General features: G+C 64.2%; 20 protein-coding genes and 1 riboswitch. Of the genes, 11 read left to right on the forward strand and 9 right to left on the reverse strand.

The genetic code is table 11. The annotated features are described in order from the left end of the window. Nucleotides 1–2: 2 nt before the first annotated feature. Nucleotides 3–419, forward strand: a complete 417-nt coding sequence (locus ACVWZM_RS14850; protein ID WP_076832454.1) for an SRPBCC family protein — start codon at nt 3–5, stop codon at nt 417–419. A 181-nt stretch (nt 420–600) separates the two neighbouring features. Here the strand turns inward: ACVWZM_RS14850 and ACVWZM_RS14855 are convergent, their stop codons facing one another. The 3 genes from ACVWZM_RS14855 to ACVWZM_RS14865 all read right to left on the reverse strand — a co-directional run bounded on the left by ACVWZM_RS14855 (nt 601) and on the right by ACVWZM_RS14865 (nt 4,492). Further along, nucleotides 601–2,043: an MATE family efflux transporter gene (locus tag ACVWZM_RS14855; RefSeq protein ID WP_057016023.1), complete on the reverse strand. Its 1,443-nt coding sequence runs from the start codon at nt 2,041–2,043 to the stop codon at nt 601–603. 129 nt (nt 2,044–2,172) lie between these two features. Continuing rightward, nucleotides 2,173–3,222 carry a hypothetical protein gene (locus tag ACVWZM_RS14860; protein ID WP_456853750.1) on the reverse strand — a complete coding sequence of 350 codons (1,050 nt, stop codon included), beginning with the start codon at nt 3,220–3,222 and terminating at the stop codon, nt 2,173–2,175. 163 nt (nt 3,223–3,385) lie between these two features. Continuing rightward, nucleotides 3,386–4,492: a 2'-deoxycytidine 5'-triphosphate deaminase gene (locus ACVWZM_RS14865; RefSeq protein WP_456856696.1), complete on the reverse strand. Its 1,107-nt coding sequence runs from the start codon at nt 4,490–4,492 to the stop codon at nt 3,386–3,388. A gap of 134 nt (nt 4,493–4,626) precedes the next feature. Continuing rightward, a riboswitch (SAM riboswitch) is annotated at nt 4,627–4,706 on the forward strand. Nucleotides 4,707–4,782: 76 nt separating this feature from the next. Between ACVWZM_RS14865 and ACVWZM_RS14870 the strand changes: the two genes are divergently transcribed. Beyond that, nucleotides 4,783–5,976: an O-succinylhomoserine sulfhydrylase gene (locus ACVWZM_RS14870; RefSeq protein WP_092085392.1), complete on the forward strand. Its 1,194-nt coding sequence runs from the start codon at nt 4,783–4,785 to the stop codon at nt 5,974–5,976. Nucleotides 5,977–6,027: 51 nt separating this feature from the next. On the opposite strand, the gene ACVWZM_RS14875 is transcribed toward ACVWZM_RS14870, so the two are convergent. The 6 genes from ACVWZM_RS14875 to ACVWZM_RS14900 all read right to left on the reverse strand — a co-directional run bounded on the left by ACVWZM_RS14875 (nt 6,028) and on the right by ACVWZM_RS14900 (nt 14,739). Next, the gene (locus ACVWZM_RS14875) at nt 6,028–6,801 is read right to left on the reverse strand and encodes an SDR family NAD(P)-dependent oxidoreductase (protein WP_456853752.1); all 774 of its coding nucleotides are present in this window, start codon (nt 6,799–6,801) and stop codon (nt 6,028–6,030) included. A 127-nt stretch (nt 6,802–6,928) separates the two neighbouring features. After that, nucleotides 6,929–8,074 (reverse strand): pimeloyl-CoA dehydrogenase small subunit, encoded by a 1,146-nt coding sequence (pimD, locus tag ACVWZM_RS14880; protein ID WP_253625100.1) that lies wholly within the window; start codon nt 8,072–8,074, stop codon nt 6,929–6,931. Between the two features lie 187 nt (nt 8,075–8,261). Continuing rightward, nucleotides 8,262–9,452 (reverse strand): pimeloyl-CoA dehydrogenase large subunit, encoded by a 1,191-nt coding sequence (pimC, locus tag ACVWZM_RS14885; RefSeq protein WP_057016017.1) that lies wholly within the window; start codon nt 9,450–9,452, stop codon nt 8,262–8,264. A gap of 159 nt (nt 9,453–9,611) precedes the next feature. Next, nucleotides 9,612–10,799, reverse strand: coding sequence for an acetyl-CoA C-acyltransferase (locus ACVWZM_RS14890; protein ID WP_092085386.1), 1,188 nt, complete (start codon nt 10,797–10,799; stop codon nt 9,612–9,614). Beyond that, complete coding sequence (pimA, locus tag ACVWZM_RS14895; RefSeq protein WP_253625102.1) at nt 10,796–12,499, reverse strand: dicarboxylate--CoA ligase PimA; 1,704 nt, start codon at nt 12,497–12,499, stop codon at nt 10,796–10,798. Before pimA ends, ACVWZM_RS14890 begins: the two co-directional genes overlap by 4 nt. A gap of 143 nt (nt 12,500–12,642) precedes the next feature. Beyond that, the gene (locus tag ACVWZM_RS14900; protein ID WP_456853756.1) at nt 12,643–14,739 is read right to left on the reverse strand and encodes a 3-hydroxyacyl-CoA dehydrogenase NAD-binding domain-containing protein; all 2,097 of its coding nucleotides are present in this window, start codon (nt 14,737–14,739) and stop codon (nt 12,643–12,645) included. A gap of 180 nt (nt 14,740–14,919) precedes the next feature. Between ACVWZM_RS14900 and ACVWZM_RS14905 the strand changes: the two genes are divergently transcribed. The 9 genes from ACVWZM_RS14905 to ACVWZM_RS14945 all read left to right on the forward strand — a co-directional run bounded on the left by ACVWZM_RS14905 (nt 14,920) and on the right by ACVWZM_RS14945 (nt 24,772). Beyond that, on the forward strand, nt 14,920–15,786 hold the full coding sequence (locus ACVWZM_RS14905) for an IclR family transcriptional regulator (protein ID WP_018269093.1): 867 nt from the start codon (nt 14,920–14,922) through the stop codon (nt 15,784–15,786). A gap of 69 nt (nt 15,787–15,855) precedes the next feature. Then, entirely contained in the window at nt 15,856–16,653 is a 798-nt protein-coding gene (locus ACVWZM_RS14910) for an ABC transporter ATP-binding protein (RefSeq protein ID WP_016847575.1), read from the forward strand. Then, nucleotides 16,650–17,363: an ABC transporter ATP-binding protein gene (locus ACVWZM_RS14915; protein WP_038384532.1), complete on the forward strand. Its 714-nt coding sequence runs from the start codon at nt 16,650–16,652 to the stop codon at nt 17,361–17,363. The genes ACVWZM_RS14910 and ACVWZM_RS14915 overlap by 4 nt, the downstream gene beginning before the upstream one ends. Before the next feature lie 13 nt (nt 17,364–17,376). After that, nucleotides 17,377–18,255, forward strand: coding sequence for a branched-chain amino acid ABC transporter permease (locus tag ACVWZM_RS14920; protein ID WP_028339071.1), 879 nt, complete (start codon nt 17,377–17,379; stop codon nt 18,253–18,255). A 2-nt stretch (nt 18,256–18,257) separates the two neighbouring features. Then, nucleotides 18,258–19,280, forward strand: a complete 1,023-nt coding sequence (locus ACVWZM_RS14925; RefSeq protein ID WP_092085378.1) for a branched-chain amino acid ABC transporter permease — start codon at nt 18,258–18,260, stop codon at nt 19,278–19,280. 29 nt (nt 19,281–19,309) lie between these two features. Next, complete coding sequence (locus tag ACVWZM_RS14930) at nt 19,310–20,539, forward strand: ABC transporter substrate-binding protein (RefSeq protein WP_028338101.1); 1,230 nt, start codon at nt 19,310–19,312, stop codon at nt 20,537–20,539. A gap of 118 nt (nt 20,540–20,657) precedes the next feature. Then, on the forward strand, nt 20,658–21,884 hold the full coding sequence (locus ACVWZM_RS14935; protein ID WP_229189407.1) for an ABC transporter substrate-binding protein: 1,227 nt from the start codon (nt 20,658–20,660) through the stop codon (nt 21,882–21,884). 280 nt (nt 21,885–22,164) lie between these two features. Continuing rightward, nucleotides 22,165–23,391 (forward strand): ABC transporter substrate-binding protein, encoded by a 1,227-nt coding sequence (locus ACVWZM_RS14940; protein ID WP_076832477.1) that lies wholly within the window; start codon nt 22,165–22,167, stop codon nt 23,389–23,391. Nucleotides 23,392–23,545: 154 nt separating this feature from the next. Next, complete coding sequence (locus ACVWZM_RS14945) at nt 23,546–24,772, forward strand: ABC transporter substrate-binding protein (protein ID WP_057016010.1); 1,227 nt, start codon at nt 23,546–23,548, stop codon at nt 24,770–24,772. Nucleotides 24,773–24,783 lie beyond the last annotated feature (11 nt).

A 24,783-nucleotide genomic window follows, 5' to 3' on the forward strand; every position in this document is an offset into this window, starting at 1 on the left:
CAATGGCTTCCATTCACAAGGATATCCCGATCGACGCGCCGGCAGATCATGTCTGGGACGCGTTGCGCGATTTCGGCGCACTGCATACGCGGCTAGTGCCGGGCTTCGTGACTGACACGCAACTGGACGGCGACGTCCGCACCGTCAGCTTCTCCAACGGCACCGTGGCGCGCGAGACGCTGGTCGATTGCGACGACCAGCGAAAGCGGCTGGTCTATGCGATCAGCAGCGAGCGGTTGAAGCAGCATTCCGCCTCGGTGCAGGTGTTCGCCGAGGGCGACACGCGCTGCCGCGTGGTGTGGATCGCCGACGTGCTGCCGCACGAGGTCGCGCCATACATGGACGCGCAGATGGATCTCGGCGCGGCGGCGATGCAAGCCGCGATGGCCAAATCGGCGAGGGAGAAGAGCGCGGCGTGATCCGCTAGGTCATGCGACTGGCCGCGCATTTCGAACTATGACCATCACCCTGAGGAGGTCGCGAAGCGACCGTCTCGAAGGGCGACAGTCCCGCTGTTTCTACGAGCGCACGCCGAAACACCTGGGCCGTCGATCCTTCGAGACGCCGCTTCGCGGCTCCTCAGGATGACGGATTTAATATCTACGACAGCGCCGGCTGCACTTCTGCGACCGGTGCCGACTTGCCCCAGCGCGTCAGGATCACGCTGAGGCAGGACAGCACGCCGAGCACGCCCATCGAGGCGGCGGCGAGTGCGAAGAAGTTCTGCGCGCTCGCCTCATGCGTCGACAGCCACCAGCCGCCGGTGCCGATGAAGATCAGCCGCGCTGTCTGCGCCAGCACCGGACCCAGCACCTTCGCGGCCCCCTGCGAGGAGAAATACATCGACATCGCAAGGCCGATGAACGCGTACATCGGCGCGGCGGTCGAGAGATATTGATGGCTGGTCGCCCGCACGTGCGGATCATTGGTGAACAGATTGACCCAGAGGTCGGGGAAGACGGCGATGAAGCTGCCGACCACGCCGACCGCAAGGAACGACACCGTGCCCGCGGTCCAGGCGATGCGCCGGGCCCGCGCGACGCGCTCGGCGCCGACCGCCATGCCGATCATCGGCACCGAGGCGATGCCGACCGCGAAGGCGACCGAGGTCAGCATGAATTCGAGCCGCGCGCCGATGCCGTAGCCGGCGAGCACCGCGGTGCCGAACTGCGCCAGCATGTGGGTGAAGATCGAGATCGTCAGAACCGACTGCAACGGCGAGAAGCAGGACACCGCGCCGACCTTGAGGATGTCGATGAACATCGCCCATTGCACGCGCAGCCCCTTGAGTTTCGGCTTCACGCGGGCACGGCCCGAGAACAGATACCAGCCCATCACGCTGATGCTGATCGAATAGGCGATCAGCGACCCCGCGGCGACGCCGCGCATGCCGAATTGCGGCACCGGACCGAGACCGAGCCCGAGGGTGCCGCCGAGAATGATCTGCCACACCGCCGAGGACAGGATCATCGTCGACGGCAGCTTCATGTTGCCGGTGCCGCGCAGGATGCCGGCCATGGTGTTCATCAGCCAGGGCAGGATCGCGCCGCCGAAGAACACCTGCGAATAGGCAATCGCCTGCGCCAGCACATTGCCGCGGCCGCCGAGCAATTCGAGCAGGCGCGGGCCGAAGATCAGCATGCCCAGCATGAACGTCAATCCAAAGGTCAGGCCGATCAGCAGCGCATGCATCGCGAGCGTCGAGGCGCGCTCGATCTCGCCGGCACCGAGCGCACGCGCGATCGCGGATGCGACGCCGCCGCCCATCGCGCCGCCGGACATCGTCATGGTCAGGATCACGCAGGGAAACACCAGCGCCATCGCCGCGAGCGACTCGACGCCGAGCCGGCCGATATACGAAGTCTCCGCGATCACGACGCAGGTGCCGGCGGAGAGCGCGATCACGTTCGGCCACGCCAGCCATAGCAGCGTGCGCAGGATCGGCCCGTCGAGCAGCGCATTGCGCGCCGGCTTGGTCACCGGCGGCGGCAGCGGCCGCTCTTGTTCGTCGACAGGAATTTCGGCGAGGCCGAGATCGGACATTTCTACTCCCACGCGCGATCTGGGGAGCCGCGCCATGGTGTTTCCCTACCATGGCGGCGGCGGAATCCACGTGCGCGGGGCGCAAGGGGGGCCTGCGCGATTGCAGGTGAACCCGGATGAACCTTGGGGCTAGCCGATCGACCAGACGAACGGCGCGCCGGCGGCGCGGTTCGGCTTCAGATGCACCGGAATATGCCGCCCGCAGCCGGCGGCCAGCCCTTCGAACAGGCCGGTCAATACGCTGGCGCAGGCCGGATGATAGTCGGCCACGTCGGCCATCAGCTTCCAGCCCTGCTGGCGGATTTCGAACTGGCCCTCGGATTCGGTGATGTCAGCAATATCGTCCTGCGACTCGAAGAGAGTGCGCAGGAATGCGGCAAATTCCGTTGCACGGCCACGGCGGCCGCCGAGCGCCTGCGCGACCTCGTCGTAATACTGCATGCCGATCAGTCTGCCGGTGAGATGCAGCAGATAGCTCGCATCCTCCGGGCCGAACACCTGCACGATGACCGGCGCGGCCGTCTTCACATATTCCATCGCGTAGTTGCGATAGGCCTTTTCCAGCCGCAGCTTCGGCCAGCTGTCGACCGGCAGCGCCGGCGCGGAGTTCGGATCGAACAGCGGCGCCTCGATATGGCGCGCGAACACCAGGCGCTGGTCGAGCTCGAGCGGATGATCGTACTCGCAGTAATAGCCTTCGAGGCCGTCCTGGCCGTCGACACTCTGCTTGGTGCAGACGAAGCCGAGCCGCAAGTCCCCGAGCGCGACACCGTTGTTGGCGTGCCAGCCGCGCAGCATCGCGCGCGAGACCTCACCGGGCACGCCGCAGATCGCCGTGCCCTTCCAGATCCAGCGCGGCGGCGGATAGCGGATCCAGGCCTTGCGGTCGGTCTCGTACATGTATTCGACATGCACGCCGCCGATCCAGTTGGAAAGATAATGATACTGCGCGGCCGCGACCGCCGGCGGCAGGCTGTCGAGGCCGAGCTTCTTCAAGCCGGGCAGGAAGCGCTCCTGCTGCTGGCGACGAAACACGCGGAAGACGAACTCGGCGGCATCAGCCGTGCCGCGCCGCGTGACGACGGTGAGGATCAGCCCGGTGAAGAAGGCGTGATAGAGATCGGCGACGCTGCGCCACTTCCGCCATTGCGTTTCGCGCGCGTCCTGCTCTCCGGTCATGTCTGCTCCCGCTGTTCTTGTTGGCGAGATAAAGCCTCGCGCGCGCAATCGTAGCCCGGATGCAGCGAAGCGCAATCCGGGGCGGCTCAATGCGCGTATGCAGCGCCCCGGATTTCGCTAGCGCTTCATCCGGGCTACGGAATTACACGCGCGCGAAACGGAATTACACGCGAAAATGCTTGGAGAGCTTCAGGCCCTGCGCCTGATAGTTCGAGCCGATGCGCTGGCCGTACAGCGCGTCGGGGCGCTCGAGCATCCGCTCATAGACGAGGCGGCCGACGATCTGGCCATGCTCGAGGATGAACGGCACCTCGCGCGAGCGCACCTCCAGCACGGCGCGCGCCCCCTTTCCGCCGGCGCCGGCATAGCCGAAGCCGGGATCGAAGAAGCCGGCATAATGGACGCGGAATTCGCCGACCAGCGGATCGAACGGCACCATCTCCGCGGCGTAGTCCGGCGGCACCTGCACCGCCTCTTTCGACGCCAGGATGTAGAACTCGCCGGGATCGAGGATGAGACTGCCGTCGGGCCGGGCCTTGATCGGCTCCCAGAAGTCGTCGACAGCATAGCCGCCGCGGCGATCGACATCGACCACGCCGGTATGGCGCTTGGCGCGATAGCCGACGAAGCCGCCCGAGCTCTCGCCGGAGAGATCGACCGAGAGCGCGACGCCATGGGTGAGATCGGCATTGGCGGCGTCGACCAGCCGCTCGGCGGCATGCAGCGCATCGAGCTCGTCGGCGGTCAGCGTCGCCTCGCCGATCCGGAAGCGGACCTGGCTGAGCCGCGAACCCTCGCGCAGCAGCACGGGAAACGTCTTCGGGCTGATCTCGGCGTAGAGCGGGCCGTGATAGCCGGCGCCGATCATGTCGAAGCGGCGGGTGCCGTCGGCGATCACGCGGGTGAAGACGTCGAGCCGTCCGGTCGAGCTCTTCGGGTTGGCCGCGGCCACGATCTCCGGCGGCAGCGCCAGGCTCTCCAGCAGCGGCACGATGTAGACGCAGTTGGTCTCCAGCACCGCGCCGTCGGACAGATCGATCTCGTGCAGCTTCAGCTGGTCGATCCGCTCGGCGACGGTGGCATCGGGCCCCGGCAGGAAGCTGGCGCGGACGCGGTAGGCAATGTCGCCGAGGCGGAGATCGAGGCTGGCCGGCTGGATCTGGCTCTCGACGAAGTCATAGGCGGGCAGAATGAGGCCGGCCTCCGCCATCTCCGCGATCATGCGGTCGGGCAGGATTCCGTTGGATTCATCTTCCAGCGTGAACGACACGATGCGGTCCCTCGGCGATCCCTTGAGATGACTCAAAAATCATACTCCAGGCGGCCATCAAGCCCCAAAATATGGGCTTTTACGGGTTATCCGATGACCGTCTTGACGGAAAGGGCGCGAGGGAATATCAGCTGCACTTATCCCGTGGTGATTTGAGCCGGCCGGCTTGCAGCCACGTTAAATAAGTCGCTAAACAGGCCGGGGACAGTGTGATCCCGGCTTGTGGAGGTTGCTCCAGGCCGGTTTTTTTGTGGCCAGTTTCCAGGGGAAATGGCCACCTCGGAGGTCACATGTCTGAATCTGAAACCACGGCCCGCTTTCGTCCCGAAACCCGTCTCGTCCATGGCGGTACGCTGCGCTCGCAATTCGGGGAGACGTCGGAAGGGCTGTTTCTCACCCAGGGCTACGTCTACGACACCGCCGAGCAATGCGAGGCGCGCTTCAAGGGCCAGGACCCCGGCTTCATCTATTCGCGCTATTCCAACCCGACCATTGCGATGTTCGAGCGCCGCATGATCGAGCTCGAGGGCGCGGAAGCCGCGCGCTCGACCGCGACCGGCATGGCCGCGGTGACCACCGCGATCCTCGCCCCGCTGAAGGCCGGCGATCATGTGGTGGCCTCGAAGGCCCTGTTCGGCTCCTGCCTCTACGTGGTGCAGGACCTGTTGCCGCGCTACGGCATCGAGACGACGCTGGTCGACGGCCTCGATCTCGACCAGTGGCAGCGCGCATTGCGGCCGAACACCAAGACCTTCTTCCTGGAGAGCCCGACCAATCCGACGCTCGACGTGCTCGACATCGGCGCGATCGCAGAGATCGCGCATAGCGGCGGCGCCCGGCTGATCGTCGACAACGTGTTCGCGACGCCGATCTGGCAGAGCCCGCTGTCGCTCGGCGCCGACGTCGTGGTCTATTCCGCGACCAAGCATATCGACGGCCAGGGCCGCTGCCTCGGCGGCGTCATCCTGTCGTCGGAGGCCTTCATCGCCGAGCACATCCACAATTTCATGCGCCAGACCGGGCCGTCGCTGTCGCCGTTCAACGCCTGGGTGCTGCTGAAGGGGCTGGAGACGCTCGGCGTCCGCGTCCGCGCCCAGACCGAGAACGCGGCGAAGATCGCCGAGGCGCTGGCCAAGCATCCGAAGATCACGCGGCTGGTTTATCCGGGCCGCCCCGATCATCCGCAGGCCGAGACGGTGAAGAAGCAGATGGGCGCCGGCTCGACGCTGGTCGGCTTCGAGGTGAAGGACGGCAAGGCCGGCGCCTTCCGCTGCCTCAACGCGCTGAAGATCTCGCGCATCTCCAACAATCTCGGCGATGCCAAGAGCCTAGTCACGCATCCCGCGACCACGACGCATCAGCGCCTGGCGCCGGAGGCCCGCGCCGAACTTGGTATCAGCGAAGGTTTCATTCGCTTCTCGGCCGGGCTCGAGCATCCCGACGACCTGATCGAGGATTTTGAGCGCGCGCTGGAGCAGGTTTGAAGCAACGCGTCATGGCCGGGCTTGCCCGGCCATGACGGCTTCTCTTGAAGATTAAGTCGCAGCCGTCGTGACGCCGCCGTCGACCACGATGGTTTGGCCGGTCATGAAGGTCGACGCGTCGGAAGCGAGATAGGCCACAGCGCCTGCGATCTCGTCGGGCTCGCCGATGCGGCGGAGCGGCGTCGATGCGGTGCGGCGCTTCAGATTGTCCGGGTCCTCCCACAGCGCGCGGGCGAAATCGGTCTTCACCAGGCCCGGCGCCACGCAATTGACGCGCACGCCCTTCGGGCCCCACTCGCCGGCGAGGCTGCGGCACAGTGCGAAGTCGGCCGCCTTGGAGATGCCGTAGGCGCCGATCACCGTAGAACCCCGAAGTCCGCCGATCGAGGAGATGATCACGACCGAGCCCTTGCCGCGCTCGGCCATCTGCGGGATCGCCAGTGCGGACAGCCAGATGTTGCTCTTGACGTTGGAGCCCATGATCTTGTCGAAGGCCTCGTCGGTGATGTCGAGCAGCGGGCCGTAATAGGGATTGACCGCGGCGTTGCAGACCAGGATGTCGATCTTGCCGTAATGCTTGATCGTCCCCGAGACCAGCGCCTCGACCTCGTTGCGGCGCGCGATGTTGCAGGGGATGACGAGCGCATCGCCGCCCGCGTTCTTGATGCCGTCGGCGACTTCCTGGCAAGCATCCGCCTTGCGCGAGGAGATCACGACCTTGGCGCCGAGTTTTGCCAAAAGCTCCGCCGATGCGCGGCCGATGCCGCGGCTCGAGCCGGTGATGACCGCGACCTGGCCGGTGAGATCGAACGGGGTGTTTTTCATTGTTGTTGTTTCCCTGTTAGTTGCACGTCATTCCGGGGCGCGACGCAGTCGCGAACCCGGAATCCAGAAGTTGTGGCGCGAGATTCCGGGTTCTCGCTTCGCGAGCCCCGGAATGACGCCTGTGTGGTTACGCCAGCAGCCCACCGCCCTCGCTGACGCGGCGGAGGTGGTAGTCGGTGTCGCCGAGGGTGTTCTCGATCATGGTCAGCCGCTTGAAGTAGTGGCCGATCTTGGCTTCCATGGTCATGCCGATGCCGCCATGAAGCTGGATCGACTGCTGGCCGACGAACTTCAGGGACTTGCCGACCTGCACCTTGGCGGCGGCGACCGCCGACGCACGCTCCTTGGCATCGTCGAAGTCCGACGCCATGGTGGCGAACATCGACATGCTGCGGGCCTGCTCCAGCGCCACGAACATGTCGGCGGCACGGTGCTGCAGGCTCTGGAACGAGCCGATCGCAACGCCGAACTGCTTGCGGGTCTTGATGTACTCGACCGTCTCCTTCAGCGACTCGTCCATCGCGCCGACCGCTTCCGCGCACAGCGCAATGCGGGCTTCGTCGGCGACGCGCTCGATCAGGGGCAGGCCGTTCTCGGGATCGCCGATCGCAGCGTCAGCACCGACCTCGACATTGGTGAAGGTGATGTCGGCCGCGTGCAGGCCGTCTTGGGTCGGATAGCCCTTCCTGGTGACGCCCTTGGCATCCGCTGGGACCAGGAACACGCCGATGCCGGTCTTGTCGCGCTGGCCGCCCTTGGTGCGCGCGGTCACGATCAGCGTGTCGGCGTTCTCGCCGTTGAGCACCACGAACTTCTCGCCGTCGATCACCCAGCCGTCGCCCTTCTTCTTCGCGCTGGTGACGACGTCGAAGAGGTCATAGCGCGAGTTCTTCTCGAGCTGGGCGAAGCCAAAGGTCCTGCTGCCGTCGATGATGCCGGGAATGTACTTGGCCTTCTGCTCGGCCGAGCCACCATGGCGCAGGAAACTGCCGGCGACCACGACGGTGGCGAGATAAGGCTCGACCACCAGCGCCTTGCCGAGCGCTTCCATCACGATCATGGTCTCGACCGCGCCGGCGCCAAAGCCGCCGTCGGTCTCCGCGAAGGGCAGACCAAGCAGGCCCTGCTCGGCGAGCTTGCTCCAGAGCGCTTTGCTCCAGCCGCCCTTCTCCTTCATGTACTTCTTGCGCGCATCGAAGTCGTAGGCATCCGCCAGCAACCCGTCGACGCTCTCCTTGAGAAGCCGCTGCTCCTCGGACAGATCAAAATCCATGTTCGTTCCCTTAACTAACTGATCGTTGTTCAAGCCGGAGCCTCTTCACCTCGCCCCGCTTGCGGGGAGAGGTCGGATCGCGAAGCGATCCGGGTGAGGGGGTACAGGTCTCTCGGCAGTCGTTGCTCGGAGAGATGCCCCTCACCCCAACCCTCTCCCCGCGAAGAGCGGGGAGAGGGAGAGGAAACTACAGTCCCAGCACCGCCTTGCTGATGATGTTGCGCTGGATCTCGTTGGAGCCGCCGTAGATCGAAACCTTGCGGTTGTTGAAGTAGCTCGGCGCGATCTGCGCGGTCCAATCCATGCTCTCGTTGGAACCGGCATCGCCGTGCTCGTCATAGGGCGCGGCGAACGGACCGATGATCTCCATCAACAGCTCGGTCGTGGTCTGCTGGATCTCCGAGCCCTTGATCTTGAGCACCGAGGACGCCGGATTGGGCTTGCCCTTGCCGTGCTTGCCCTCGTCGGCGACGACGCGGAGCTGGGTGAGCTCGAGCGCCTTCAGCTCGATCTCGCAGGCAGTGAGCTTCTCGCGGAACGCCGGATCCTCGATCACCGGACGGCCGCCGGCCTCGACCTTGGAGGCCAGCGCGCGGATGCGGCGCAGCCGCTCCTTCGACACGCCGACCCGGGCGATGCCGGTGCGCTCATTGCCGAGCAGGAATTTTGCGTAATCCCAGCCCTTGTTCTCTTCGCCGATCAGGTTCTCGTAGGGCACCTCGACGTCGTCGAAGAACACCTCGTTGACCTCGTGTCCGCCGTCGATGGTCTGGATCGGACGCACGGTGACGCCCTTCGACTTCATGCTGAACACGATGAAGGAGATGCCCATCTGCTTCTTCGCGGCCGGATCGGTGCGGCAGAGGCAGAAGATCATGTCGGCGTGCTGGGCGAGCGTGGTCCAGGTCTTCTGGCCGTTGATGATCCACTTGTCGCCACGGCGCTCGGCCTTGGTCTTCAGCGACGCGAGGTCCGAACCCGAGCCCGGCTCCGAGAAGCCCTGGCACCACCAGTCGTCGACATTGGCGATGCGCGGCAGATATTCCTTCTTCTGCTTCTCGTTGCCGAAGGTGTAGATCACCGGGCCGACCATGCTGACGCCGAAGGCGAGCGGCTGCGGCGCCGGATAGGACTGCAGCTCCTCGTTGAAGATGTAGTGCTGCACGGTGCTCCAGCCGGTGCCGCCATATTCCTTCGGCCAGTGGGTGACGCCCCAGCCCTTCTTGTTGAGGATGCGCCACCAGGTGACCATCTCGTCCTTCGACAGATGGCGGCCTTCCTGCAGCTTGCGCCGGGTCTCCGGCGGCACGTTGTTCTTGAAGAACTCCCGCACCTCCTCGCGAAACGCTATCTCTTCCTTGGTGAAAGCGAGATCCATCGGATCCTCCTTTTGAAATTCAACTGCTTCTTTCCTGGTCGTCCCGGCGAAGGCCGGGACCCATAACCACCGGCTTTCGTGTTTGACAACGCCGGCTGCCGCATGTGCCCAAAGAGAAGCCGCGGCGTATGGGTCCCGGCCTTCGCCGGGACGACAATCCTACTGCAACACCTCGAACAGGCCGGCCGCGCCCATGCCGCCACCGACGCACATGGTGACGACTGCGTATTTGGCCTTGCGGCGGCGGCCCTCGATCAGCGCGTGGCCGGTGAGCCGCGCACCCGACATGCCGTAGGGGTGGCCGACCGAAATCGCGCCGCCATTGACGTTGATCTTCTCCGGATCGATGCCGAGCTTGTCGCGGCAATAGAGCACCTGCACCGCGAAGGCCTCGTTGAGCTCCCAGAGATCGATGTCGTCGACCTTGAGGCCATGGCGCTTCAGCAGCCGCGGCACCGCGAACACCGGACCGATGCCCATCTCGTCCGGCTCGCAGCCGGCGGAGACGAAGCCGCGGAAGATCCCGAGCGGCTTCAGCCCGCGCTTGGCGGCTTCCTTGTCGCTCATGATCACGGAGGCGCTGGCGCCGTCCGAGAGCTGGCTGGCATTGCCGGCGGTGATGGTGAAGCCCTCGCCGCGCACCGGCTTGAGGCTGGCAAGCCCTTCGGCCGTGGTCTCCGGCCGCGGACCTTCGTCCTGCGACAGCGTCACCTCTTTCATCGTGACCGCACCGGTCGCCTTGTCGGTGACCGCCATCATGGTGGTGATCGGCGCGAGCTCTTCCTTGAACTTGCCGCCCTGCTGCGCGGCCGCGGTGCGGCGCTGGCTTTCGAGCCCATACTCGTCCTGCTTCTCGCGCGAGATGTTGTAGCGCTTGGCGACGATCTCGGCGGTGTCGATCATGGGCATGTAGACCTCGCCCTTGATCTTGAGCAGCGCCGGATCCTGGGCATGGAAGGAATTCATCTTGTCGTTCTGCACCAGCGAGATCGACTCGCCGCCGCCGCCGACCGCGATCTCGACGCCGTCGAAGATCACCGAGCGCGCGGCGAGCGCAATCGCCTGCAGGCCGGAGGCGCACTGACGGTCGATCGTGGTGCCGGCGACCGTCACCGGCAAGCCGGCGCGGAGCAGCGCCTTGCGCGCGATGTTGCCGCCGGTCGCTCCCTGCTGCATCGCCGCGCCCATCACCACGTCCTCGATCTCCTTCGGATCGACCTTGGCGCGTGCCACCGCTTCGCCGATCGCGTGCCCGAGCAGGGTCGCGCCCTCGGTGACGTTGAGCGCGCCGCGATAGGCCTTGCCGATCGGCGTGCGGGCGGTGGAGACGATAACGGCGTCGGTCATGAGCGAGATCCTGATGCAGTCTGTTGTTGCGTGGATTGAGATGTCTCGGTTTGAGCAGTCTTGGGCTGCTGCTGGCGCAATTCGTGACGCGACAGCTTGCCGACCGGGGTGCGCGGCAATTCGTCGACGAACTCGACGGCCGCCGGCAGTTCGTGCTTGCCGACCTTGCCGGTGAGGAATGCACGCAGCTCGTCGATCGAGAAGGTCTTCTCGCCGTCGCGCAGCTTGATAAAGGCCTTTGCCGCCTCACCGCGGTAATCGTCGGGAATGCCGATCACGATCACCTCCTGCACGGCAGGATGGGTGTAGATCGCCTGCTCGATCATCTGCGGATAGACGTTGAAGCCGCCGGAGATGATCATGTCCTTCTTGCGGTCGACCAGATAGAAATAGCCGTCGGCGTCCATGTAGCCGATGTCGCCGGTGAGGAAGCGGTCGCCGACGAAAGCCTCCGCGGTCTCCGCCGGCCTGTTCCAGTAGCCCTTGGTGACGTTCGGGCCGCGGATGCGGATCTCGCCGACCTCGCCGACCGGCATCACCCTGGTGGAATCCTCCAGCGACACGACGTCCATCTCGATGCCGGGCAGCATCAGCCCGATCGAGCCTGGTTTCTCCGGTCCCTCCTTGGGATGGCCGGTGCCGGGCGAGCAGGTCTCGGTCATGCCCCAGCCGCTCTTCAGCTTCATGCCGACGCGGCGCTCGAAGATCTTCGCGACCTCCACCGGCAGCGGCGCGCCGCCGGAGCCGGCGACCACCAGCGAAGAGAGATCGCGCTTGTCGAGATCGGGCAGCGAGGCGATCGCGATCCACATCGTCGGCACGCCGGGAAACACCGTTGCGCGCTTGACCTCGATGTCGCGCATCACGGCCTCGACGTCGAAGCGCTGGTGCAGCGAGATCAGATGGCCGCGCCGGATCGCCGACAGCAGGACGACGGTCAGCGCGTAGATGTGAAACAGCGGCAGCACGCAGATCACGCGCTCGATCGCATTGCGTTCGAGCCGCCCGGGCTTGCCCCAGACGTCGTAGATCGACACCGCCGCGGTGAGATTGCCATGGCTGAGCATGGCGCCCTTGGGCAGGCCCGTAGTGCCGCCGGTATATTGCAGCAGCGCGACGTCCTCGACGTCGACCGCCGGCCATTGCGACGGCCTGGTCGCGCCGTCGATGAACTGGCGATGGGTGATGATCGCGGGATTGTCGGGCAGCGCCGTTTGCGGCGTGCCGACCTTGCCCCAATTGTCGTCCTCGCAGACGATCAGACGATCGAGCAGACCCTTGGCGAGGAATTTCAGCGCGGTCGGCAATAGCGCCGACAAATTGCTGGTGACCAGCACCCGCGCGCCTGAATCGGACAGCTTGTGCGACAGCGCGATCTCGCCGTCGAGCGGCGACAGATGCACGACGCGGGCGCCGGCCTTCAGCGCACCGAAGAAATTGATCGGATGGTCAGGCGAATTGCCGAGGAACAGCGCGACCGACGTTCCCTTGCCGTAGCCGGTCCGCATGAAGGAAGCGGCGGCGGTCTCGACCAGGGCCTCCAGCTCGGCGTAGCTGATCGGCCGGTCGCGGAATTCGAGCACCGGGCGCGCGCCGAACTCGGCGGCGGCGCTCGACAGCAGGTCCGGCAGCGTGCCGCGCGTGATCTCGTCGCTCCACTGCACGCCCTTGGGATAATATTGTTCGCCGGGATAGGTCATGAAAACCAGACTCTGGAAACTGTCATTCCGTGGCACGCGCAGCGTGAACCTAAGATGCGCAATTTGCGCATCGGGGAATCTCGAGATTCCGGGTCTGAGCCTTACGGCGCATCCCGGAATGACACGTGGTTACAGTCGGCCAATCACGCCGCCTTCGACGGCGCGGCGAGCGAGGCGAAGGTCTTGCCCTCGTCGGCGAGCTTCTTGAGCAGCGGCGCCGGCTCGAGCGAGGGATCGTTGGTCTCCTTGGCGTAGAAGGCCAGGCGATCGGCGATGTGCTTGAGGCCGACGGTGTCGGCCCAGAACATCGGACCGCCGCGATAGATCGGCCAGCCATAGCCATAGAGCCAGACCACGTCGATATCCGACGGGCGCGCCGCGATGCCCTCGGCGAGGATCTTCGCGCCTTCGTTGATCATCGGGTACATCATGCGCTCGAGGATCTCGTCGTCGCTGACGACGCGCTTCTTGCGGCCGAGGCGCGCCAGCGTCTCGTCGATCAGCTTCTCGACCTCCGGATCGGGCAGCGCCGCGCGCGAGCCCGGCTCGTACTTGTAGTAGCCCTTGCCTGTCTTCTGGCCGAAGCGGCCGGCTTCGCACAGCGCGTCGGCGATCTCCGACTTGATGCCGCGGTCCTTGCGCGAGCGCCAGCCGATGTCGAGACCGGCGAGATCGCCCATCGCGAACGGGCCCATCGGCATGCCGAACTTGGTCACCACGGCGTCGACCTGTTGCGGCAGGGCGCCTTCGAACAGCAGCTTCTCGGACTGCTTGCCGCGCTGCGCCAGCATGCGGTTGCCGACGAAGCCGTCGCAGACGCCGACCACTGCCGGCACCTTGGCGATCTTGCGGGCGATCGAGACGGCCGTGACCAGCGCGTCGGGCGCGGTTTTGTCGGCGCGCACGATCTCGCACAGCTTCATGACGTTGGCCGGCGAGAAGAAGTGCATGCCGAGCACGTCCTGCGGACGCTTGGTCGACTTCGCGATCTCGTCGATGTTGAGATAGGAGGTGTTGGAGGCCAGCACCGCGCCCGGCTTGGCGTACTGGTCGAGCTTGCCGAACACTTCCTTCTTCACCGCCATGGTCTCGAACACCGCCTCGATCACGAGATCGGCGTCGCCGACGTTCTCGATGCCGACGACACCGTTGATCAGCGCCATCCGCTTGGCGGGCGCGTCCGCCGGGATGCCGCCGCGCGCGGCGGTCGCCTCGTAGTTCTTCTGCATGATGCCCATGCCGCGCTTGAGCTGCTCCTCGCCGGTCTCGATCAGGGTGACCGGGATGCCGGCGTTGGCGAACGACATCGCGATGCCGCCGCCCATGGTGCCGGCGCCGAGGATGGCGACGCGCGCCACGTTGCGGCCCTTGGTGCCCTCGGGGACGCCGGAGATCTTGGCGGCTTCGCGCTCGGCGAAGAACGCGTAGCGCTGTGCCTTGGACTGGTCGCCGTTCATCAGCTTGAGGAAGCCCTCGCGCTCCTTCTTCATGCCCTCATCGAACGGCAGGTCGATCGCGGCGCCGACGGCGTCGGCAGCGGCGAACGGCGCCTCGAGGCCGCGCGACTTCTTGGTCAGCGCAGCGACCGCATTGGTGAAGATCGAACGATCGGCCTTGGCCGCGGCGAGCTTGCTGTCGTCGTCGCGCAGCTTGCGCAGCGGACGCTTCTCGGCGACCACCTTGCGCGCGAATGCCTCACCGCCCGAAGCCGGTCCCTCGACGATCTCCTCGATCAGGCCGGCCTTCAGCGCCGCGTCCGCGCCGATCGGATCGCCGCCGACGATCATCTTGACCGCGAGCTCGGGACCGACCGCGCGCGGCAGGCGCTGGGTGCCGCCGGCGCCGGGCAGCAGGCCGAGCTTCACCTCGGGCAGACCGAGCTTGGCGTCCTTGGTGGCGACACGGTAGTGGCAGGCCAGCGCGACCTCGAGGCCGCCGCCGAGCGCGGTGCCGTGGATCGCGGCAACGATCGGCTTCGGCGAGCTCTCCATCAGGCTCAGCACTTCGGCGAGCCCGGGCGGCTTCGGCGGCTTGCCGAATTCGGTGATGTCGGCGCCGGCGATGAAGGTACGGCCGGCGCAGGTCAGCACGATGCCCTGGACCAGCGCATCATCGATCGCGCTCTTGATGCACTCGAAGATGCCGCCGCGCACCGCGGCGCTCAGCGCATTCACAGGCGGACTGTTGACCGTGACGACGGCAATATTGTCATGACGTTCGAGCTTGACGACTTCACTCACCGGGACTCTCCCTGGACGCTTGTTCTTGGACTTGTGTTGAGTAGCTGCACGACTTGCGTTGAGCCGCTACGATTAGACCAATTTCGCACTGCGAAATTTAATTCCACATCTTGACATGGAGGGTTATTTTGAAGCACGTGCCTTGTCAACGAGCATGACAAGGGCAGGGCAAGGATAGGGATGAAGCGCGCTAGCAAGAAAGCCGCGACCGATCGCAATTTCGTCGTCGCCCTTTCCCGCGGACTGGACGTCCTGCGCGCATTCCAACCCAATGACGGGCTGCTCGGCAATCAGGAGATTGCGGCCCGCACCAAGTTACCGAAGCCAACCATTTCCCGGCTGACCTACACGCTGACCAAGCTGGGATACCTTACACCTGTACCGAAGTTCGAGAAGTACCAACTCGCGCCGTCGGCGATGGCACTCGGCTACGCCGCGCTCGCCAATCTCGGCGTTCGGCATTTGTCCGAGCCCTATCGAGAAGAAGTGATGCGCGCGACCGGCGGAGCGGTCGCCGTCGGCGGCCGCGACCGCCACAGCATGATTTATTTCGGCCAGAGCCGGAACGGCCTGGCGCTCGGCGTACAACTCGACGTCGGCTCGCGGGTGCCGATCGCAACCACCGCGATGGGGCGTGCTTATATTTGGGCATTGCCGCCCGACGAGCGCGCGGCTTTACTGCGTGAGCTGCGGGATCACTACGGCAGCCGCTGGGCCAAGATGCGCGACGGCATCGAGCGCTCCGGCGAGACGGTCGCGAAGCACGGCTTCACGATGTCCGCAGGCGACTGGCAGAACGACGTCGCCGCAGTCGGCGTTGCATTGAGATTGAACGACGGAACCGGTCCTTACGCCTTCAATTGCGGCGCGCCGGCATTCCGCTTCACGGAAGACAGATTGCTCAACGACATTGGACCTCGTCTTGTCGCGATGGTAAGGAACATCGAGCAGGCGCTCGGTGGAATGGCGCCGCAATCCAAAAAAGAAGAACGCAAAAAGACCAGAGTAGGAGGGAAAGTTGCACGTTTGGCCGAGGGGATCAGATAGCCTCCATCACGTCCAGCGAAACGCATCGCAGGGCCGCTCGCACCGCTCGAAGACGGCGGGCGAGACGAGATGACGCAGGCACAGCTCGCGCAGGGGAATGATCCCCTGCTCGCGGTTCGCGACGTCAGCGTCGTGTTCGGCGGCATCATCGCACTGAACGGCGTGTCGTTCGACATGCGCCATGGACAGATCCTCGGGCTGATCGGGCCGAACGGCGCCGGCAAGACGACGCTGTTCAATTGCCTGTCGCGGCTCTATCAGCCGTCGTCCGGCGACATCCTGATGGAAGGCAAGAGCATCCTGTCGCGCCCGCCGCACCGGATCGCCGAGATCGGCATCGGTCGCACCTTCCAGAACGTCGCGCTGTTCCCCAACCTGTCCGTGATCGACAATGTGCGCGTCGGCGCGCATGCGCGCACCTCGAGCGACATCGTCAGCGACTCGCTGCGCCTCGCCTGGGTCCGCCGCGGCGAGACCGACATGAACAAGAAGGTGCACGACATCCTCGGCTATCTCGATCTCGAGGACGTCGCCCACACCGTGGTCTCGGGACTTCCGTTCGGCACCCAGAAGCGCGTCGAACTGGCGCGCGCCCTGGCCGCGGATCCGAAGATCCTGCTGCTCGACGAGCCGGCCGGCGGCCTCAATCACGAGGAAGTCTATGTGCTCGGCGACCTGATCCGCAAAATCCGCGACGACCGCAAGATCACCGTGCTGCTGGTCGAGCATCACATGGGTCTCGTGATGTCGATCGCCGACCACGTCGTCGCGCTCAATTTCGGCCGCAAGCTTGCCGAAGGCACGCCGGCCCAGGTCCAGGCCGACCCTGATGTCATCAAGGCCTATCTGGGGAGCAAGGACCAATGACCACGATGCTCAACGTCAAGGACCTGCGCGCCTATTACGGCCAGGTCCAGGCCCTGCACGGCCTCTCCTTTTCGCTCAACGAGGGCTCGCTGACCACGCTGCTCGGCGCCAACGGCGCCGGCAAGACCACCACACTGCGGGCGATCTGCAACATGGTGCGCTCCACCGGCGCGATCGAGTTCGAGGGCAAGCCGATCGGCACGCGCTCGACCGAAAACGTGGTCCGCCTCGGCATCGCCCACGTGCCGCAGGGCCGCGGCACCTTCACCAACATGACGGTGGAGGAAAACCTGCAGCTCGGCGCCATCAGCCGCCCGGACAAGAAGGCGATCGGCGCCGACATCGAACGGATGTACGAGCATTTCCCGGTGCTGAAGCAGCGCTACACCCAGCAGGCCGGCACGCTGTCCGGCGGCGAGCAGCAGATGCTCGCGGTGGCGCGCGCGCTGATGCTGCGGCCGCGCCTGATGCTGCTCGACGAGCCGTCGTTCGGCCTCGCGCCACTGATCGTGCGCGACCTGTTCCGCATCCTCGGCAAGATCAATCGCGAGGAAAAGGTGACCATCCTGGTGGTCGAGCAGAATGCGCAGCTCGCGCTCGAGCTCGCCGACCAGGCCTACGTGATCGAAACCGGACGGATCGTGATGTCGGGCAATGCCAAGGACATCGCGAACAACGAAGACGTCCGCAAATCCTATCTCGGCTACTGAGGGAGCTGGCACAATGGAGCTTTTTGCCAACCAGGTCCTGGCCGGCATCGCCACCGGCGCGATCTATGCCTGCATGGCGCTCGCGGTGGTCATGATCTACCAGGCCATCGACCATCTGAATTTCGCCCAGGGCGAAATGGCGATGTTCTCGACCTTCGTGTCCTGGCAGCTGATGCAATGGGGCGTGCCATATTGGGGCGCCTTCGTGCTCACCGTCGCCTTTTCGTTCGCCGCCGGCATCGTCATCGAGCGGTTGCTGTTCAAGCCGCTGGCGAAGGCGCCGATCCTGACCAACGTCGCCGGCTTCATCGCGCTCTACGCGATCATCAACTCGGTCGCCGGCCTGATCTGGGACTTCACCATCAAGCAGTATCCGACGCCGTTCGGTTCCTCACCGTTCCTCGGCAGCCAGCTGATCTCGACCCATCAGGCCGGCATGATCGGCATCACGCTATTGATGCTGCTCCTGCTGTTCTTCTTCTTCCGCTTCACCCGGGTCGGTCTTGCGATGCGCGCCGCCGCATCGCTGCCGGAATCGGCCCGACTGGTCGGCATCAACACCTCGTGGATGATCGCGCTGGGCTGGGGCATGGCCGCCTCGATCGGCTCGATCGCCGGCATGATGATCGCACCTGTGGTGTTCCTCGAGCCTAACATGATGCTCGGCGTGCTGATCTATGGATTTGCCGCAGCCGTGCTCGGCGGCCTGTCGAGCCCGTTCGGCGCCGTCATGGGCGGCTTCCTGGTCGGCGTCTTCGAGAACCTCGTCGGCACCTACATCCCCGGCGTCGGCAATGAACTGAAACTTCCGATCGCGCTTGCGCTGATCATCGTCGTCCTGGTCGTGAAACCGGCAGGCCTGTTCGGCCGCGCCATCGTGAAGCGAGTTTGATCATGAGCGCCGCTGAAGAAGTCGAAGTCGTCACCGAAGGCCAGGCCGTCGAGGCCGTTCCCAAGCGCGCCATGACGCTGGGCTACGGCACCTCGCTCGTCGTGCTCGCCGCGCTGATCCTGATCCCGCTGTTCGTCAAGAACTTCATCATCTTCCAGATGACGATGCTTCTGATCTACGGCCTCGCGGTGCTGGCGCTCAACATCCTGACCGGTGGCTCCGGCCAGTTCTCGCTCGGCCAGAGCGCGTTCTACGCCGTCGGCGCCTACACCTCGGCGATCCTGATGGAGCATGCGGGCATGAACTATGCCCTCACGCTGCCGATCGCCGGCATCGTCTGCTTCGGCTTCGGCTTCCTGTTCGGCCAGCCGGCGCTGCGGCTTTCCGGCGTCTATCTGGCGCTCGCGACCTTTGCGCTAGCCACCGCGATGCCGCAGCTTCTGAAGCTGGGCTATTTCGAGCACTGGACCGGCGGCGTGCAGGGCCTCGTGGTCACCAAGCCGGATGCGCCGTTCGGCCTGCCGATGGGGCAGGACATGTGGCTGTATTACTTCACGCTGGTGGTCACGATCGCGATCTATATCGCTTCGGTGAACCTGCTGCGCTCGCGCTCCGGCCGCGCCTTCATGGCGATCCGCGACAACGAGATCGCGGCTTCCGCGATGGGCGTCGACGTCGCGCTGTACAAGACGCTGGCGTTCGGCGTCTCGGCCGGCATCACCGGCGTTGCCGGCGGTCTCGGCGCCATCGCGGTGCAGTTCGTGGCGCCCGACGGCTACACCATCCAGCTCGCGATCTCGCTGTTCCTCGGCATGGTGGTCGGCGGCGTCGGCTGGTTGCCCGGCTCGATCGTCGGCTCCGCCTTCATCATCTTCGTGCCCAACATCGCCGAAGGTATTTCGAAGGGCCTTTCGGGCGCGGTGTTCGGCGTGCTGCTGTTCCTCGTCATCTTCCTCGTGCCGCACGGCGCCAGGCAGGTTGCGATCGTTGCCCAGCAACTGGCCGCAAAGTTCAAGAAAAACTGACAGCCTATAGAAGCAAACCAGGAGATATTATGCTTTCTACCGTTCGGATCGCCGCGATTTCCGCGGCGATCGTCGCTGTTGCCGCGACGTCCACTGCCGCATTCGCCCAAAAGAAATACGACACCGGCGCAAGCGATACCGAGATCAAGGTCGGCAACATCATCCCCTATTCGGGACCAGCCTCCGCCTACGGCGTGATCGGCAAGACCGAAGAAGCCTACTTCAAGATGATCAACGATCGCGGCGGCATCAACGGCCGCAAGGTCAATTTCGTCAGCTATGACGACGCCTACTCGCCGCCGAAGGCGGTCGAGCAGGTGCGCAAGCTGGTCGAGAGCGACGAGGTATTGCTCGTCTTCAACCCGCTCGGCACCCCGTCCAACACCGCGATCCAGAAATACCTGAATTCCAAGAAGATCCCGCAGCTGTTCGTCGCGACAGGCGCCACCAAGTGGAACGACCCGAAGAACTTCCCGTGGACCATGGGCTGGCAGCCGAGCTACCAGAGCGAAGCGCAGATCTACGCCAAGTGGCTGATGAAGGAGAAGCCCGACGCCAAGATCGCGATCCTCTATCAGAACGACGATTTCGGCAAAGACTACCTCAAGGGCACCAAGGACGGCTTTGGCGCCAAGGCGGCCTCCAGCATCATCATGGAGGAGAGCTATGAGATTTCGGAGCCGTCGATCGACGGCCACATCGTCAAGATCAAGGCCGCCAATCCCGACGTGCTGCTGATCTACACCACGCCGAAGTTCGGCGCGCAGACCATCAAGAAGACCGCCGAGCTCGGCTGGAAGCCGCTGCAGATCATCACCAACGTGTCGGCCTCGGTCGGCAGCGTGATGCAGCCGGCGGGCTTCGACAACGCGCAGGGCGTGCTGTCGGCGGCCTACGCCAAGGACGGCGCCGACACACAGTGGAACAACGACCCCGGCATGAAGAAGTGGGCCGAGTTTCTCGACAAGTACATGCCGGGCGCCGACAAGACCGACGGCGGCTATGTGTACGGCTATGGCGCCGCACAGACGCTCGCCAAGGTGCTCGAAATGTGCGGCGACGATCTCACCCGCGCCAACGTCATGAAGCAGGCGGCGAGCCTGAAGGACTTTACGCCCGACACCCTGCTGCCCGGCGTCAAGATCAACACCTCGGCCACCGACTTCGCCCCGATCGCCCAGCTGCAGATGCAGCGTTTCAAGGGGCAGAAGTGGGAGCTGTTCGGTGACATCATTTCCGGCGACGTCCCCTCCGAGTGACGTTGCACTGCGGGAATAAAACAACAGCCTCCGCGATATCCGTCGCGGGGGCTTTTTGTTGACGCCCCGCGCCGATGGTATTGAATACTCCAAACAAAGAACCCGAGGTGGGGAAACCATGACTGCCGCACGTCCGTCCCTGACGGCGCTGTTGTCCGCATTCGCTCTGATCCTGACGAGCTGCAATGTCGCGCTGGCGCAGAAGAAATACGACACCGGGGCCAGCGACACCGAGATCAAGATCGGCAACACCATGCCCTACAGCGGCCCCGCCTCGGCCTATGGCACGATCGGCAAGACCGAGGCCGCCTACTTCAGGATGATCAACGATGCCGGCGGCGTCCACGGCCGCAAGATCAAGTTCATCTCCTACGATGACGGCTACTCGCCGCCCAAGACGGTGGAGCAGGCGCGCAAGCTGGTCGAGAACGACGAAGTGCTGCTGCTGTTCGGCTCGGTCGGGACCGCGACCAATGCGGCGATCCGGAAATACATGAACGAGAAGCAGGTGCCGCAGCTGTTCATCGCCTCCGGCGCCTCGAAGTGGAACGACCCGAAAGATTATCCGTGGACCATGGGCTGGCAGCCGTCCTACCAGGACGAGGCGCGGGTCTACGCAAAATACATCATGAAGCACAAGCCCGACGCCAAGGTCGCCGTGCTCTACCAGAACGACGATTTCGGCAAGGACTACCTCAAGGGCCTGAAGGACGCCTTCGGCGACAAGGCATCGATGATCGTCGCCGAGGAGGCCTACGAGACATCCGAGCCCACGATCGACAGCCACATCGTCAAGCTGAAGGCCACCGGTGCCGACACCTTCGTCAGCATCACGACGCCGAAATTCGCGGCACAGGCGATCAAGAAGGCCGCCGAGATCGCGTGGACGCCGTTGCAGATCGTCGCCAATGTCTCGGCGTCGGTCGGCGGCGTGATGCAGCCGGCGGGCTTCGAGAATTCGCAGGGTATCCTATCGGCATCCTATCTCAAGGACGGCGCCGATCCGCAGTGGGACAAGGATCCCGGCATGGAGAAATTCCTCGCCTTCCTCAAGAAGAATTATCCCGACGCCAACAAGCTCGACGGCGCCACCTCGTTCGGCTACGCCGCCGCACAGACCATGGTGAAGGTGCTGGAGATGTGCGGTGACGACCTCACCCGCGCCAATGTCATGAAGCAGGCCGCAAGCCTGAAGGATTTCGTCCCCGGCACGCTGCTGCCGGGCATCAGCATCAACACCTCGGCCACCGATTTCGCACCGATCAAGCAACTGCGCCTGATGCGGTTCAAGGGCGAAAGGTGGGAGCTGTTCGGAGACATCATTTCGAGCAATCTGAGCAACTGATCGTCACGTCGGTCTGTTCGATCCGCTCGCTCAACTCAACAGCGTCGCTTTACTCGACCGCAATCTCCGCGGTTGGCTCCACGCACACGCGAACGCGTTGGCGGATTTTTGAGCAGCGGCCCGCCTTGAAAGTGGTCGACTAAAGACGCAGCCCCTGCGGCAATGCCGCAGGGGCTTTTCATTGAGACACCCCAGGTAAGATGATAGTTTTTACGACCAATAATGAGCCCTCGAAACAGGGGGCCGCGACACATCATCGGCAATCAGGGAGAGAAACGGCATGTCTGCAATACGACAATTGACGGCATTTGCTGCTGCGCTTGCGCTCGTCGCCGCATCCGGCAGCGCGGCGCTTGCCCAGAAGAAATACGACACCGGCGCCTCCGACACCGAGATCAAGATCGGCAACATCATGCCCTATAGCGGAGCGGCCTCAGCCTATGGCGTGATCGGCAAGACCGAGGAGGCCTATTTCCGCAAGATCAACGCCGAGGGCGGCATCAACGGCCGCAAGATCACCTTCATCAGCTACGACGACGCTTACACTCCGCCGAAGACGGTCGAGCAGGCGCGCAAGCTGGTCGAGAGCGACGAGGTACTGCTGATCTTCAATTCGCTCGGCACGCCACCGAACTCGGCGATCCAAAAATACATGAACCAGAAGAAGGTGCCGCAACTGTTCGTCGCCACCGGCGCCACCAAGTGGAACGACCCGCAGAATTTCCCCTGGACGATGGGCTGGCAGCCCAACTACCAGAGCGAGTCCATCATCTATGCGAAGTACATCCTGAAGAACAAGCCGGATGCCAAAATCGCGGTGCTCTACCAGAACGACGACTACGGCAAGGACTATCTGAAGGGATTCAAGGACGGGCTCGGCGCCAAGGCCGCGTCGATGATCGTCGCCGAGGACAGCTATGAGGTGACGGAGCCGACCATCGACTCCCACATCGTCAGGCTCAAGGCCTCCGGCGCCGACGTATTCTTCAACATCACGACGCCGAAGTTCGCCGCACAGGCGATCAAGAAGAATGCCGAGCTCGGCTGGAAGCCGCTGCACTTCCTCAACAACGTCTCCGGATCGATCGGCAGCGTGATCAAGCCCGCGGGCTTCGAGAACGCCCAGGACATCGTCTCGTCGCAATATTTCAAGGATCCGACCGACGCGCAGTGGAAGACCGACAAGGCGATGATCGCCTGGAACGAATTCCTCGATAAGTACTATCCGGAAGCGAACCGGGCCGATGCCTCCGTGATGTACGCCTATATCGTCTCGCAGGGCCTGGTCCACGTGCTCAAGGCCTGCGGCGACAATCTGACCCGCGAGAACATCATGAAGCAGGCGGCCAGCATTCGCGATTACGAGCCCGGCGGCCTGCTGCCCGGCGTCAAGGTCAACACCTCGGCGACCGATTTCGCGCCGCTTTCGCAACTGCAATTGATCCGCTTCAAGGGCGAGACCTGGGAGCGCTTCGGCGAAGTCTTGAGCGCCGACGTCGGCGGTTAGGCCGGGAAGGTCGACCAAAGATACCGCCCCTGCGGCGTTTGCCGCAGGGGCTTCTCATTGAGGCGAACCGCCTAAAATGATAATCACTGCAGCCAAATAAAGAGCTCTCCAAGCAAGAGGCCGAGACACATGACAAACAGGGAGAGAGACATAGATGTCCGCTACCAAAAAACTTGCGGTCCTCGGGGCCGCGCTCGCGCTCGTCGCGACATCCGGCAGCGCTGCGCTTGCCCAGAAGAAATACGACACCGGCGCCAGCGATACCGAGATCAAGATCGGCAACATCATGCCCTACAGCGGCCCGGCGTCCGCCTATGGCGTCATCGGCCGCACCGAGGCCGCCTATTTCAAGAAGGTCAACGACGCCGGCGGCATCAATGGCCGCAAGATCAACTTCATCTCCTACGATGACGCCTACTCGCCGCCGAAGGCCGTGGAACAGGCCCGCAAGCTGGTCGAGAGCGACGAGGTGCTGCTGATCTTCAACTCGCTCGGCACGCCGTCGAACTCGGCGATCCAGAAATACATGAACTCCAAGAAGGTGCCGCAGCTGTTCGTCGCCACCGGCGCCACCAAGTGGAACGACCCGAAGGACTTTCCCTGGACCATGGGCTGGCAGCCCAACTACCAGAGCGAGACCCAGATCTACGCAAAATACATCCTGAAGAACATGCCGAACGCCAAGATCGCGGTGCTCTACCAGAATGACGATTACGGCAAGGACTACCTGAAGGGCCTGAAGGACGGGCTCGGCCAGAAGGCCGCCAGCATGATCGTCGCCGAAGAAAGCTTCGAGACCTCCCAGCCGACCATCGACAGCAACATCGTCAAGCTGAAGGCGAGCAACGCCGACGTCTTCATCGACATCGCGACGCCGAAATTCGCGGCCCAGGCGATCAAGAAGGTCGCCGAGATCGGCTGGAAGCCGACCCACTTCCTCAACAACGTGTCGGCATCGGTCGGCAGCGTGATCAAACCGGCCGGCTTCGAGAACGCACAGGATATCATCTCCGCCGCCTACCTGAAGGACGCTTCCGACAAGCAATGGGACAATGACCCCGGCATGAAGGAGTTCTACGCCTTCATGGCCAAGGACTTCCCCGAAGGCGACAAGCTCGACGGCGGCACCGTGGTCGGCTTCGGCGTGGCGCAGACGCTGGTCCAGGTGCTGAAGCAGTGCGGCGACAACCTCACCCGCGAGAACATCATGAAGCAGGCCGCAAGCCTGAAGGACTTCCGCACCGAGGTGCTGCTGCCTGGCGTCAAGATCAACACCGCGGCGAACGATTTCGCGCCGATCAGCCAGCTGCAGCTGATGAAGTTCAAGGGCGAGAAATGGGAACTGTTCGGCGAGGTCATCAGCGCCGACGTCGGCGGCTGATCTCCCGCCGC

Source organism: Bradyrhizobium sp. USDA 4501 (assembly GCF_054062115.1).